General features: G+C 36.7%; 17 protein-coding genes. 16 read left to right on the top strand and 1 reads right to left on the bottom strand.

The genetic code is table 11. The features are described 5' to 3' along the window. Positions 1-20 precede the first annotated feature (20 nt). The 9 genes from hypB to ACI48O_RS21220 all read left to right on the top strand — a co-directional run bounded on the left by hypB (position 21) and on the right by ACI48O_RS21220 (position 7,521). Entirely contained in the window at positions 21-683 is a 663-nt protein-coding gene (gene hypB, locus ACI48O_RS21180) for a hydrogenase nickel incorporation protein HypB (protein ID WP_435563815.1), read from the top strand. 36 nt (positions 684-719) lie between these two features. Next, positions 720-1,445, top strand: coding sequence for a HesA/MoeB/ThiF family protein (locus ACI48O_RS21185; protein ID WP_435563817.1), 726 nt, complete (start codon positions 720-722; stop codon positions 1,443-1,445). 45 nt (positions 1,446-1,490) lie between these two features. Next, entirely contained in the window at positions 1,491-2,468 is a 978-nt protein-coding gene (gene moaA, locus ACI48O_RS21190; RefSeq protein WP_435563818.1) for a GTP 3',8-cyclase MoaA, read from the top strand. A 164-nt stretch (positions 2,469-2,632) separates the two neighbouring features. After that, a complete protein-coding gene (locus ACI48O_RS21195) occupies positions 2,633-3,283 on the top strand; it encodes a vWA domain-containing protein (RefSeq protein ID WP_435563820.1) in 651 nt (216 codons plus the stop codon). A 310-nt stretch (positions 3,284-3,593) separates the two neighbouring features. Further along, positions 3,594-4,496 carry an ABC transporter ATP-binding protein gene (locus tag ACI48O_RS21200; RefSeq protein WP_435563821.1) on the top strand — a complete coding sequence of 301 codons (903 nt, stop codon included), beginning with the start codon at positions 3,594-3,596 and terminating at the stop codon, positions 4,494-4,496. Next, positions 4,493-5,728, top strand: a complete 1,236-nt coding sequence (locus ACI48O_RS21205) for an ABC transporter permease (RefSeq protein ID WP_435563822.1) — start codon at positions 4,493-4,495, stop codon at positions 5,726-5,728. Before ACI48O_RS21200 ends, ACI48O_RS21205 begins: the two co-directional genes overlap by 4 nt. A gap of 235 nt (positions 5,729-5,963) precedes the next feature. Next, positions 5,964-6,620 (top strand): DsbA family oxidoreductase, encoded by a 657-nt coding sequence (locus ACI48O_RS21210; protein ID WP_435563857.1) that lies wholly within the window; start codon positions 5,964-5,966, stop codon positions 6,618-6,620. 214 nt (positions 6,621-6,834) lie between these two features. Then, positions 6,835-7,200, top strand: coding sequence for an HsmA family protein (locus ACI48O_RS21215; protein ID WP_435563823.1), 366 nt, complete (start codon positions 6,835-6,837; stop codon positions 7,198-7,200). 177 nt (positions 7,201-7,377) lie between these two features. After that, positions 7,378-7,521: a hypothetical protein gene (locus ACI48O_RS21220; RefSeq protein WP_435563824.1), complete on the top strand. Its 144-nt coding sequence runs from the start codon at positions 7,378-7,380 to the stop codon at positions 7,519-7,521. A 115-nt stretch (positions 7,522-7,636) separates the two neighbouring features. On the opposite strand, the gene ACI48O_RS21225 is transcribed toward ACI48O_RS21220, so the two are convergent. After that, positions 7,637-8,044, bottom strand: a complete 408-nt coding sequence (locus ACI48O_RS21225; protein WP_435563825.1) for a nuclear transport factor 2 family protein — start codon at positions 8,042-8,044, stop codon at positions 7,637-7,639. 204 nt (positions 8,045-8,248) lie between these two features. Here ACI48O_RS21225 and ACI48O_RS21230 point away from each other — a divergent pair, with 204 nt between their 5' ends. The 7 genes from ACI48O_RS21230 (at position 8,249) to ACI48O_RS21260 (ending at position 12,499) form a co-directional block, all read left to right on the top strand. Beyond that, positions 8,249-8,626, top strand: a complete 378-nt coding sequence (locus ACI48O_RS21230; RefSeq protein WP_435563826.1) for a VOC family protein — start codon at positions 8,249-8,251, stop codon at positions 8,624-8,626. A 180-nt stretch (positions 8,627-8,806) separates the two neighbouring features. Further along, complete coding sequence (locus tag ACI48O_RS21235) at positions 8,807-9,592, top strand: hypothetical protein (protein WP_435563827.1); 786 nt, start codon at positions 8,807-8,809, stop codon at positions 9,590-9,592. A 30-nt stretch (positions 9,593-9,622) separates the two neighbouring features. After that, positions 9,623-10,057, top strand: coding sequence for a CBS domain-containing protein (locus tag ACI48O_RS21240; protein ID WP_435563828.1), 435 nt, complete (start codon positions 9,623-9,625; stop codon positions 10,055-10,057). Between the two features lie 460 nt (positions 10,058-10,517). Beyond that, positions 10,518-10,736: an RQC domain-containing protein gene (locus ACI48O_RS21245; RefSeq protein ID WP_435563829.1), complete on the top strand. Its 219-nt coding sequence runs from the start codon at positions 10,518-10,520 to the stop codon at positions 10,734-10,736. Continuing rightward, positions 10,733-11,002 (top strand): RQC-minor-1 family DNA-binding protein, encoded by a 270-nt coding sequence (locus ACI48O_RS21250; RefSeq protein ID WP_435563830.1) that lies wholly within the window; start codon positions 10,733-10,735, stop codon positions 11,000-11,002. The genes ACI48O_RS21245 and ACI48O_RS21250 overlap by 4 nt, the downstream gene beginning before the upstream one ends. Before the next feature lie 49 nt (positions 11,003-11,051). Continuing rightward, positions 11,052-11,273 carry a zinc-ribbon domain containing protein gene (locus ACI48O_RS21255; protein WP_435563858.1) on the top strand — a complete coding sequence of 74 codons (222 nt, stop codon included), beginning with the start codon at positions 11,052-11,054 and terminating at the stop codon, positions 11,271-11,273. 62 nt (positions 11,274-11,335) lie between these two features. Then, positions 11,336-12,499: a YecA family protein gene (locus tag ACI48O_RS21260; RefSeq protein WP_435563831.1), complete on the top strand. Its 1,164-nt coding sequence runs from the start codon at positions 11,336-11,338 to the stop codon at positions 12,497-12,499. Positions 12,500-12,992 lie beyond the last annotated feature (493 nt).

Raw genomic sequence — 12,992 nt, forward strand, 5'->3', positions numbered from 1 at the left:
GCAAATGAGGAGAATAATCGATGAGTGCGATAAAAGTTGTAACCAGTATTCTAAAAGCAAACGATGAGATTAATTCCCTAAATAAAAAGATGCTTGATGAAAAGAAGATCTATGTACTAAACGTGATGAGTTCACCCGGTTCAGGTAAAACAACAATCCTTGAGAAGATTATATCCAAGTTACAAGCGGATATTAAAATAGCGGTTATTGAAGGAGATCCCTATACGAGTATCGATGCCCAAAGAATTGAAGCGAAGGGGGTACCGGTTGTTCAGATCAACACCGGAGGAGCTTGCCATCTCGACGCCAACATGATTAAGAATGCAATGGATAATCTTAATCTTAACGAGATCGAACTGTTGATTGTAGAGAATGTTGGCAATTTGGTTTGCCCCGCAGAATTTGATGTTGGCGAAGATATTAAAGTAACGGTAATGAGTACAACCGAAGGGACTTATAAACCCCTTAAATGTCCTTTGGCCTTTGAAAAGTCAGGGCTGGTCATTCTAAACAAGATTGACCTGGTTAAGTATACCAATTTCGATATGGATGAATTTTATAAAAGTGTAAAATCACTTAACGAAAAGGCCATCATTTTTGAAACATCCTGTACACAAGACTTGGGATTAGCTGAATTATGCTCTTGGTTGAAAAATAAAGTACGAGAGAAACGAAATGACTAGTTTACTAGAATTGGATTATGTGAGGAGGTGGCTGATGTGCGATACGAAAGACAATTAATAATCCCTCAAATCGGGCAAGAAGGACAGAAAAAACTGGAGAAAAGTACGGTTACGGTGATTGGTACCGGAGGGCTGGGTTCTCCTGTCCTTACCTATCTCACCAGTGCTGGAGTTGGAACGATTCGAATCTTTGATGATGATGTCGTTTCGGTATCCAATCTGAACCGACAGTTTTTACATAACACGGGAGACGTGGGGAAGTTAAAAACTTTATCAGCAAAAGAGAAATTATCACAGCTCAATCCGAGTGTACATTTAATGGTAATCAATGACAGACTGAATTCGGATAATGCAGAAGATTATATCGCCGGTTCGGATGTGGTGGTCGATTGTGTTGATAATCTAGCGACAAGAATGAATGTCGCAAGAGCGTGTTTGAAACTGAACATTCCGCTTGTCGAAGGTGGTGTGTATGGGTTTTCTGGATATGTAATGGATATTGGAAGAGAATGTGCTTGTCTGTCTTGTCTCGGTTATGACGAAGTAATCCCGAAAACACCAATCCCAGTTTTGGGCGTAACAGCTGGTGTCATTGGCTGCATGCAGGCAAACGAGTGTATAAAACTTCTTTTAGGAATCGGTGAGCCATTTTACGGACGGATGCTCAGCTATGATGGTCTTAGAGGTACTTGGGACGAAATTAGTGTAGAAAAATCGGACAGCTGTCCGGTTCATGGAACTTATAAAAAAGGTAGAATTTAGAACCAAAGGAAAGTGCGGCAAATTTTACAGGGATGGCGACATAATATGATGATGGATGCGTTTAACAGAAAAATAGATTATTTGCGGATTTCGGTGACAGACCGATGTGATTTACGGTGTAAGTACTGTATGCCGAACAGCGGAGTTCAACCTCTGGCAGGTCAGGAAATTCTTTCTTACGAGGAAATTCTCCGCATTGCGGAATGTTTTGCTCGTCTTGGTGTTAGCCGAATTAAAATTACCGGTGGGGAACCACTCGTACGCCGTAATGTAATAGATTTGATTTTTAAGCTTAAGAGAGTTCAAGGTATTGAAAAGGTAACGCTGACCACTAATGGAACCCATTTAGCTGAATTTATCGATGGACTGTCTGAGGCAAAAATCGATGCCATCAATCTCAGCTTAGATACATTAAATCCAGAGCTCTATCAAAAAATCACTCGAAGAAACGCCTTGCCCAAAGTTTTAGAAGGATTTCAAAAGGCATTGGATTACCCAAATATAAAACTCAAAATCAACTGTGTGCCATTAGGAATACCCGAACAAAATCTATTGGAAATTGCCGAACTTGCCAAGAACCATCCAGTCCATGTTCGATTTATCGAAATGATGCCGATCGGCCTGGGGCGGAATTTTCCCTTTAAAAGTGAAACAGACATCATGCAGGAATTGGAGCAGGCTTATGGATCCCTTGAGCCATTTAATGAGGTTTTGGGGAATGGTCCTTGCCGCTATTACAGTCTTTCAGCCTTTCAAGGTAAAATCGGCTTTATCAGTGCAATGAGCCACAAATTTTGCGACAGCTGCAATCGTGTGAGGCTATTAGCCAACGGGAAATTGAAAACATGCTTACAGTTTGATCATGGCGTCAATTTGAAAGACATAATTAGAAGCGGAAGTTCTAATCAGGAATTGGAAGCGATGATCAAACAAGCACTGGAAAGCAAGCCCCGTGAACACCATTTTACAAAAAAGTTCATTACCGAAACAGAAACCAAGTCTATGTTTCAAATTGGTGGATGAAGCAAAAAAGGGGAACGAGGGATTCGTTCCCCTTTTTTGAATAGGGAAGATATGATCCAATTTTATTAATAACGTTCTGTCTTTGTTATGGCTTAATATGTCGCTTTCAAAGCGACCATTTCCAATCTTCTCTTTGTTATCCTAGGTTTATCAAAGAATGGAGGATGACAAAGATGAAAACAGAATTGGTGTTTATTTTGGATAAAAGTGGTTCAATGTCCGGGCTTGAAGCAGATACAATCGGCGGCTACAACTCCATGCTGAAAAAGCAGCAAAAGGCAGAAGGAGAGGCGATTGTCACCACTGTATTATTCAATCATGCTTATGAATTATTGCACGACCGTATCAATGTAAAAGGAATATCACCAATTAACGAAGCAGATTATGAAGTGGGTGGCACAACGGCACTGCTCGATGCCATCGGTCTGACCATCCAAAAAATCGTTAATGTTCAAAAAAGAACAAGTGAGGCGGAACGTGCTGATAAGGTGTTATTCGTCATCACAACGGATGGTTTGGAAAATGCCAGCCGTGAATATTCGGCGGATAAAATCAAAAAAATGGTCAAGCATCAAAAAGAGAAATATGGCTGGGAATTCATGTTCCTTGGTGCCAATATTGATGCTATCTCAACCGCTCAACAATTCGGAATAGACGAGGATTTCGCCGTAGATTACCGCGCTGATGAAATCGGAACCCAATTAAACTATGAAGCTGTAAACGAGGTTGTCATGAAGTTTCGAAGCGGCAAGAAAATTGACCGAAGCTGGAAGGAAGGAATCGAACGGGATTATAATCAGCGTTCGAACAACTAATACTCTCAATTAACAAAAAAATAACGGGGTACTTGCTAGTAAGGTCATCATGGCTGTTCCGTTCTAAGTTTCCAATAGAGTACGATTATCAAAGATTTAAAATGACTAGAAATAGTACAACAAAAAGAGGATTCCTAAAGGGAGTCCTCTTTTTGTTCATGAGGAGGTTGAACTGGAATTTATTGGTTGTTTTTGTTTGTAAACATGGGTAATATTGGTAATACGACTAATTTTAATTGTAAAAAAATGTCTATAAACCCAAGCAGACTTTTTTGCAATTACTAGAAACTCTAGAAAAAAGGGTGAAATTATGACGATTACGGTTGAAAACTTGTATAAAAAATACAACGAGAAAATTGCTATCAATGGGCTGTCTTTTGAAGTTCGACCAGGAGAAGCTTTTGGTTTATTAGGAGGAAATGGAGCAGGGAAAACGACGACAATTCGTTCTATTTTAGGATTAATCGATTTTGATGGGGGGCAAATAAAGTACAAAGATAAAGAAATAGGTAAAATGAAACCAACTATTGGTTACCTACCTGAAGAAAGAGGTTTGTATCCCAAAGAGAAAGTTTCCACTCAGCTGATTTACCTTGCCCAACTCGAAGGAATGAAAAAAAAAGAAGCTCAAAAGGCTTTAGAATATTGGCTGTCTAAGCTTGGAATTTTGGAATATAAAGAAAGTAGAGTAGAAGAACTCTCGAAAGGAAATCAACAAAAAGTTCAAATCGCATCTACTCTCCTTCATAATCCAGATTTGGTCATCTTAGATGAACCTTTTAGTGGATTAGATCCGGTAAATTCTGATTTGCTATCCTCCATTGTTAAGGAGTTAATTGCAATGAAGAAAATGGTGATTTTCTGCAGCCATCAAATGAACCATGTGGAAAAGTTTTGTGAAAATATCTGTATTTTGAAGAATGGTCAAACGTTAGTATCTGGAAGAATAAAAGATTTAAAACACGGTTTTAAAGAGTCAAAGGTCTTTATTCAAACAGAATCAAGACTAGATCAACTGCTGTCTAATCATCCTTTCATTACTAAAATAGACAAAGTGTATAATGGTTGGGAATTGGTTACTTTACCGAAACAAGCACCGCAGTTAGTTGTTAAAGAATTAATATTACAAGAGATAGTAGTAAAAGGATTCCGAATTATGGAGCCGAGCCTCCACGAAATATTTGTCAACGTTGTAGGAGGAGAAAAGCAATGAATGCTTTTAAATTGGTCTTTCTGTATTCATTTTTGGAAAAAATTAAATCAAAAGGTTTTTTTGTTACTACTTTTATTACAGTAGGCTTGCTGGCAGCAGTTATTTTTCTACCTGATCTATATAACAAAATGTCTTCGGATGTGGAGAAAAAGGTATATGTAATCAATGAAATTGAAAACTTACCACTTTCTTCTGAGATATTAAAAGAAAATATATCAAAAGACTATAAATGGATAATAACAAGCAAAGAAAAAGAAAAAAAACTAATCAAATCTATAAACAAAGATGAGAAGATCATGCTGATTAAGATAAGCCAGCCGAACAACACAACCCCAACAGTTGAAGTTACATCAAATAATATGCAGGAGTGGTCATTCGTTAATTCATTTATAAATACTATTCAGAGCATGCATATGATACAGACAATTGAATCAATGGAACTTACCCACGAACAAGCTTCTAAATTAACCACACCGATTGATGTGAAAATGAATGAGGTTAATAATAAAAAGAAGAGTTTTGAAGAAAATTACATACCAATCTATTTAACTCTCTTTTTACTATATTTTCTAATTATGAATTTTGGTTCAAATGTAGGAACATCCATTGCAATAGAAAAAAGTTCGAGAATTAAAGAGGTGTTAATCACGAAGGTAAAACCCATATATTTGTTATCAGGAAAAATTTGCGGCATTGGAACTGCAGGGCTGCTTCAATTTGGGATTATTATCATCTCGTTGTTACTTTTGTTAAAAGTGAATCCAAATAAGACAACTGAGTTATTTGGAATGAACTTTGACTTGTCTATTTTAACTGGAGATACGCTAATCTATCTATTACTATTCTTTATCCTTGGATATATTTTATATTCAGCTTTATTTGCTGCAATCGGCTCTTTAGTTAGCAGATCAGAAGAAATAAATCAAGCAGCTGTTCCTGTTTCAGTACTTATGATGGTAGGATTTCTTATGGGAATTTCCATTATGGCCGATGCAGATAGTCAATTGGCCAGAACTTTATCTTACGTTCCTTTTTTTTCACCATTTATTATGATCGTTCGTATCGGAATGACAACTATTTCCCCAGTTGAGCTTATCTTACCAACGGCTGTTCTATTAATCTTTATCATTCTCACTTGTTTTGTAGCAGCAAAAGTATATAAAGTGGGTGTGCTTATTTACGGTAAAAAACCGAATGTAAAACTGCTTTTTAAAAGCATGAAACAAATGTAGGTGAAAAGAAGGGAAAATGTTTTATTAATAAATGGGATCTCATTATTGGGGTGAATGAAAAAGAAATAATTCACACGCATGCAAAAAAAGGGTGGGGTCATGCTATCTGATAATGAACCGAATCATATCACGTGTAAATTTCAAACGTTACCTCTATACTAATAATGAATAACCATCAGGAGGGATAAACGTGCATATTGAAATGTGGACTGATTTTGCTTGACCATTTTGCTATATTGGCAAAAGGCGTCTGGAGGACGCATTAAAGCAGATTGATCATCCAGTTGAAGTGACATACAGATGCTTCGAATTGGATCCGACAGCGGGTCGGGATATAAAAGAAAATGTATACGAAATGCTAGCAAAGAAATACGGAATGAGCATCGCTCAAGCTAAAGAAAGTAACGATAGGTTAGTACAAACGGCAAAGGAAATTGGATTGGATTATCAAATGGATACTCTAATTTTGACGAACACGTTTGATGCTCACCGATTAACCATGTACGCGAAAAAACAAGGTTTAATGAAAATAATGACCGAACGTATTTTACGCGCCTATTTTACCGAATCCAAGCATATTGGAGATCATCAAACCTTAACGGAATTGGCAGTAGAAGTCGGATTGAACAGGGAAGCTGTAGAACAAATGCTGGCTGGCGATGAGATGGCAGATGCCGTTCGTGCTGACGAGCAAGCAGCCAAACAGTATGGCATTTCAGCTGTCCCATTCTTCCTTATTAATAAAAAATACGCTTTAACGGGCGCTCAGCCAACTGAAGTGTTTGTTCAGGCTTTACAAAAAATCATCGCAGAGGATGAAATCGTCGTTTTAAACAACAAGGACGGAGTAGTCTGTGATGAGGATGGCTGTGAAATTCCTAAAAAACAGTAGACTTCTTAACATTTAATAAAATAAAAAATAGACTAGTCTCCGATACCGAAAATCAGGTATGGGGACTAGTCTATTTTATTTAACCAACAAACTATATCAAAATAAATAAATTAAGAAAAATTTAAGATAAATTTAATCAGGATTTACAATTAAAAGCCGAAAATAATGAACATAAAGATCGAGAGCATATACACCGTGAAAGGAGAAATGCACTATGCTTCCTTATGCAATCATAACAATAAATTTGGCTTTTTTGTTATACACGATTGGGGTTTGGAGCGAAAAAAAGCAAGGCAGCTTGAGAAAATGGCACTTATTAATCTTTTGGTTAGGACTTGGGTTTGATACAATCGGGACCACGTTGATGAGTATCAATGAAAGCGGGTTTATCTTTAATTTACATGGAATTACCGGAGCACTGGCGATTTTATTAATGTTATTTCATGTTGTCTGGGCATCCATTGTCATCATTGCCAACAACAGACAAGCTAAGCTGCATTTTCACAAACTAAGTATCCTTGTTTGGATGATTTGGACCATACCATTCTTCACTGGCGCGAAAATGGGTATTGGGGCATAGGTACATAGGGACGGTTCTACCGTCCCCATTTGCTAAAAAAAGCCTAGGAAAACCTCAAACCGTACTGTTAGTTGGTGAAACAATCCTTAAATAAGAGATTCACGAGAACCGTCCCCATGTGTTAATAAATAATATGTAAGCGCATACATTAATAGTAAGACAATGGAGGTGGTTGAATTGTTTTTTCAAATGAACTCGGAGTATATCCAATATCTTAACGACCCTTATAAAAATGGAATGAATTATGATCAATGGAAGGAACAGAAAAAACGTCAGCAGTCCGATAAAAACAAAAATACTAAAACCACAAAATACACGTAATCTATTTCGTAAGGTAAATTACAATCACCATAAATCTATGTCTAATAATATTTTCATTCACGGCATTCTGTAAAAGGGATGTCGTTTTTATTTTTCAAAAGAAAAGTCCGGTTAGTTAGAACATCCCATTCTCATTAGCGGAATCCTCAGGTATCGGTTGCCCTAAATCCCACAATTCAACGATTTGGTTGTCTTGGAAGCGAAAGATATGGACAACCGCCACACCGAGATCATTTGGATTTTGCTTCACATGCGAGTGCACCACAACAGTATCTTTCTCTTGAATCGCATGCTTGACCTCAAGTGTTTTGTTAGGGTTCTTCGCTGCATTCTCTTCCATCGCGAGCATAAGCGAATCAGCATCACCACGAAAGAAAGGATTGTGGTGACGAAAATTCGGAGCTATGTAATTCTGATAAGCTTCACGAACTCTCCCTGCTGCTACTTTCTGCAGAAACGAAACGGCTATCTCTTTACGAGAGAGTGTAGATAAAAACGGCTGGTCTTTACTCATATCAATCATCCTTCTTATTGCGAATTAATTGAAGTGTAAGGGAAGCATAAAATTATGTCAATTGTGGTAACAAGGGGGATAGTAACAATCCAGATTGACCCCGGTCATCTAAAAAGTATCTACCGTAAGGGGCGGTACCCAGTGATTGCACCTATAGCAGGTAAATGATATGCTGATAAAAATTATACTAATATCATTAAAAGGAGATTTACGATGATTAATAAAGTTGGAAAAATTACATTATATGTTCAAGACCAAGCTCAAGCAAAAGACTTTTGGTTAAATAAAATGGGATTTGTTTTAAAATTTGAACAGCAGATGGGTCCAAACATGTCGTGGATCGAGGTTGGACCAAGTGAAGACGAATTTACCACTTTAGTTCTTTACTCAAAGGCAGCAATGGAACAACATAAACCAGAAAAGGTGGCCCATCCATCCGTTCTCTTCAGCACAACCGATATTGAATCTGCTTATGAAAAAATGAAGCAAAATGGAGTTAAGGTAGACGAACTGTTAAAAATGCCATTTGGAACAATGTTCACTTTTTATGATCAAGATGGTAATGATTATATTTTAAGAGAAGATAAATAGGAGAATTGCTCCTTTGGGGTTATAGCAAAAATTACATAGACACAATAAAAGAAGGTGGCAGGCACCATTTAGATAACATGGGCCTGCCACCTTTTTTTCTTAGCATTAACACGTGAATTCCCAGCGAAAAAGAATTATGATAATAAATAGCTACATATTTTAGAAAGGTTGATTTCTTCAATGCCGAATGCCAATTTGAATAAAAGTCTCAATACCCTTCGAAAAATTTACTCAGATAATCTTTCCGTAACCTTAATTGCTGAAGACTTAATTTCTTGTTCTTTAGATGATGATCCTGAAGCAATTAAAAGGAAAATGGAAGAGTTTGATTTTGATTATTTCGGAGTGGAATCCAATGGAAAAATAATCGGATATATCATGAAACAGGAATTGGGAGATCAATCGATTTCGAATTACGTTCATTATTTTGCGATGGAAGATCTTGTTTCAGAATCAACCTCACTAATAGAAGTATTGCAAATCTTAAAGGAAAAGCACCCTGTCTTTATTTTAGAAAAAAATCAAGTAAGTAAATTAATCACGGTTGCTGATTTACAAAAGCAGCCCATTCGCATGCTGGTGTTTGGTTTGATCTCACTGCTGGAAATGGAATTAGTCCAATTAATTATGAACTCTTATCCCAATGAAGACTGGAAAAGCTGCTTAAGCGAGGGGAGAATGACGAAAGTAGTCCAGGTTCATGAAACGAGGAAAGAGAAGAACGAGGGCTTGGGAGTTATCGAATGCTTACAGCTTTCAGATAAAGGAACCATCATCAAAAAAACACCTGGCCTATTGAAACAACTAGGCTTTGTTTCAAAAACCGATGCAGCACAGTTCTTTCGATCGATTGAAGAAATGCGAAACAATACAGCTCATTCCCAGGAATATGTTTACGAAGATTTTAATGAATTCCTTGAAAATATTAATCGAGTGGAGAAAATATTAGATTTGATTTCGATGTAGATATTACCAGAATGCTCGGGAGGGAAAACCTTGAATATTGCATTTTTTATCATACCTAAAAAAGAAGTTGCCTTTATTAAGTTCGAATCGACGATGAGACAAGCATTAGAAAAAATGGAGCATCATAAATATACAGCAGTCCCATTATTAAGCGAAGACGGGAAATATGTCGGGACGATAACTGAGGGCGATTTATTATGGAAATTTAAAAACACCCCAGGTTTATCGCTTGAAAATGCCCACCAGATCAAGTTAAAAGATATTCCGTTACTTCGCAATAATGAAGCGATCCGAATTGATGCGGAAATTGAAGATATCATCGAAAGAGCCATGGAGCAAAATTTTGTACCTGTAGTGGATGATGGCGGCGTGTTCATCGGAATCGTCACACGTAGAGAGATTATTAAATATTGTGCGGAAAAATTATTTCAAAACAGAATATTAGCTGCAGATTACAGACAATGAAATGAATAAAACGGAGGAGGTATTTGCGATGAATGACCGAGAACGTCGCGATTCCAAAAACTAAATTTAAAAAACTTCAGTTTTTGGAAGAAAACCTCCTCTTTTGTTAAAAAAGTAAAATTTTTCGCGTTTTTTTAGTAAAAACCGGGGCAATTATAAAGAAAATTCCTCTTTTTTTAAAAAAAACTACTTACTTTTTTTAAAATACCTCCTTTTTCAAAAATTTTTGCCCGTTTGGAGGGGCTTATGCTCATTTAAATGTGGATATGAACCATCTAAAAAAATATATGGTACAACTTTAAAAATATATGGACCAACTTTAAAATTATATAGACCAACTTTTAAAATATATAGGACAAGCTGAAAATTTTATGGGACAACTTTAAAAGATATCGGACAACTAATAAATATATGAGACAAATAAGCTCAAAAATATCATGGGGAGGATTCACTTTAAAAAATGAAACCAAACAGTACCCGTGTAAGTAAAGAAGTGATTATTTTCATTTTAAGAGCCGCTGATGAAATTATTGGTCAAGGGGGGAGAACGCTTCTTGCTAAAATTTTAAAGGGATCTAGGGAGAAGAAAGTTTTGCAACTTGAATTGGATCAGTGTCCGGTCTATGGCTGGTTTCGTTCTGAAAAACAAGAGGAGATTTTGAAGAAATCGACTGGGTGATTGACAATGATTTTCTTGATATTAAGTACTTCGGAAAATTGCCCATGATCATTTTCACGGAACGGGGCTGGATGATTGAGGCGAATGAGCGGGCAGACGAATTTTTAAGAGAATGGGATCAATGGTTGGAAGAAGGAAGGTCTAATCCTGAAATGAGCTACTTGAAGGATCGAAATCGCAATATGATCCTTTTATTATTAGAAAAGATTAAAGAAACAAAGGATAAAAAGTACATACCCTATTTAGAGGCTTGGGAGAAAAATTGAGTATAAAAAGGTAAAAGCAGAGATTAGAGCAACAATTAATGCCTTGGAATTGGATGAACCAATTGATCTTCAATCAGCACAAGAAAGGGATGAGCTTCTTAATGAAGCTTTAAAGGGGGCGCCCCCTCAAGACCTACTCCTAAAGTGCTGGGAATGTGGAGAAAGGTTTATTTTTACAATTGGTGAGCAACAATTCTATAAACAAAAAGGCTTTGAATACCCAAAAAGATGTGCAGGATGCCGCGAACGCAGATATGATGACATTTATTAGAGCAAAGTTTTTAATCGAAAAATACCTATCGAGCCTTGTAGGTGAATGAAAGGACGTTCAATATGACATTTTTAGAAAAAATAAAACCACATTTACTAAGTAATGACTTTCTCATACAACAAACTGTACTCTATGCTATCCACGATTACCCATTCGTACCTGAAGAATGGACGGTTGATTTATTAAAAGAAGCTTTTGTAAACGAAGAAAAGCAAGACTCGATTCTCATTTATGTCGAAAATCAAACGTTTAATGAAGACGCAGTCAAGATTTTAATAGAAAATATCCCAATGATGGACAAGACAAAGGTCCATTTAGCAATAAACTTATTAGACCATATTGACCCGGAACTTGCTCTAAAATATAAAGAGCCGTTGGCAAGTTATATTCCCGAGGAGATGTGGACTTTATACGAGTTAATCCAAAACGGTACGGAAGAAGAAGTATACACAGAATATGGAAAAATACTAAATTCCCTTGAAAGCGCTGATACTTTCAAGCATGATCTATACATAAAAGCGAAGAAACTGGCAGCCTGTATTGTTAAAAATAACTGGATTACAGAGGAAGAAATAGACTCCGTTATTCAAGAGGAATTTAAAGAACAGTGGTTTTCATTTAACGGAATCTTGACGATATACATGATTGGTTTACTAAAACTAGATAAGTATATCCCATTGCTGGCAAGCCTATTAGAACGCGATGATGAAATCATGTTGGAAGAAGTTTCCGTTGCCTTAATTGGATTGCAATCGGATGAGGTTGTTCAGGAGGTTAGACCTTATTTAAATAAAGAGAATTCGATTATTTATGCTACCTCCATCGTGGAAAATATAAAATCAGACCTCGCGGTTCAGTCTTTAAGGGTGGCCTATCATGATGCAGAAGAACTTGAAGATCAAGATCTGGTAATCGAAGCTCTCTGTCATCAACTATCTGAAGAGGCAATTCCCGAAATTTGTGATCATATGGATAAAGAGTATTTCTCTAGCCTTGTTGATGTAGAGCAGACGGTATATAGTTATTATTCCATATTAGGCGAGCGCCACCTGGACCTAGAGCTGTGGAGAAAAGTAGCGATGGATAGAGAAATGAATGGCAGAGATAGAAGTAAACAGAACAATATACTGACAACTGCCCCTATCAAGAACGAAAATAAAGTTGGCCGTAATGATCCGTGTCCATGCGGAAGTGGGAAAAAATATAAAAAATGCTGTGGGAAATAGATTTTGGAATCAGGATCTGGTGCAGTGATTTTTAGGTGGGGTACCATTCCAAAGTGGATGGTGCCTTTATTGTGGGTTTGGTTACGGGGCTTAATGGTTCTGTGATCAAGTCTACAGAAATGTGCTGCTAGCCCGCCCTGGATTTAATAAAAGCCTAGGCTTTGGGATAAAATCTCCTCATTTTAAAAAAAATTTATATTTTTCTAGATTTTTTTCGTGTTTTTTAGTAAAAACCGGGACAGTTATCAAGAAAATTCCTCTTTTTTTTAAAAAAACTACGTATTTTCCGAAGAAATACCTATTTTTAAAAAATATTTGCTCGTTTGAGAGAGCTTATGCCCATTTAAATGTGGATATGGACCAACTTAAAAAATATATGGTACAACTTTAAAATTATATGGACCAACTTTAGAAATATATAGACCAACTTTTAAAATATATCGGACAAGCTAAAAATTTTATGGGACAACTTTAACAGATATCGGACAACTAA

This window comes from Neobacillus terrisolis, from assembly GCF_051233475.1.
In the GTDB taxonomy this organism is placed as follows: Bacteria; Bacillota; Bacilli; order Bacillales; family Cytobacillaceae; genus Bacillus_BU.

Excerpts from the sequence above, each read along its gene's own strand:
- ACI48O_RS21225 (WP_435563825.1), bottom strand. The coding sequence starts at position 8,044 with ATGATTGATATGAGTAAAGACCAGCCGTTTTTATCTACACTCTCTCGT.
- ACI48O_RS21200 (WP_435563821.1), top strand. The coding sequence starts at position 3,594 with ATGACGATTACGGTTGAAAACTTGTATAAAAAATACAACGAGAAAATT.
- ACI48O_RS21195 (WP_435563820.1), top strand. The coding sequence starts at position 2,633 with ATGACAAAGATGAAAACAGAATTGGTGTTTATTTTGGATAAAAGTGGT.
- ACI48O_RS21230 (WP_435563826.1), top strand. The coding sequence starts at position 8,249 with ATGATTAATAAAGTTGGAAAAATTACATTATATGTTCAAGACCAAGCT.
- hypB (WP_435563815.1), top strand. The coding sequence starts at position 21 with ATGAGTGCGATAAAAGTTGTAACCAGTATTCTAAAAGCAAACGATGAG.
- ACI48O_RS21205 (WP_435563822.1), top strand. The coding sequence starts at position 4,493 with ATGAATGCTTTTAAATTGGTCTTTCTGTATTCATTTTTGGAAAAAATT.
- ACI48O_RS21215 (WP_435563823.1), top strand. The coding sequence starts at position 6,835 with ATGCTTCCTTATGCAATCATAACAATAAATTTGGCTTTTTTGTTATAC.
- ACI48O_RS21235 (WP_435563827.1), top strand. The coding sequence starts at position 8,807 with ATGCCGAATGCCAATTTGAATAAAAGTCTCAATACCCTTCGAAAAATT.
- ACI48O_RS21260 (WP_435563831.1), top strand. The coding sequence starts at position 11,336 with ATGACATTTTTAGAAAAAATAAAACCACATTTACTAAGTAATGACTTT.
- moaA (WP_435563818.1), top strand. The coding sequence starts at position 1,491 with ATGATGATGGATGCGTTTAACAGAAAAATAGATTATTTGCGGATTTCG.
- ACI48O_RS21245 (WP_435563829.1), top strand. The coding sequence starts at position 10,518 with ATGAAACCAAACAGTACCCGTGTAAGTAAAGAAGTGATTATTTTCATT.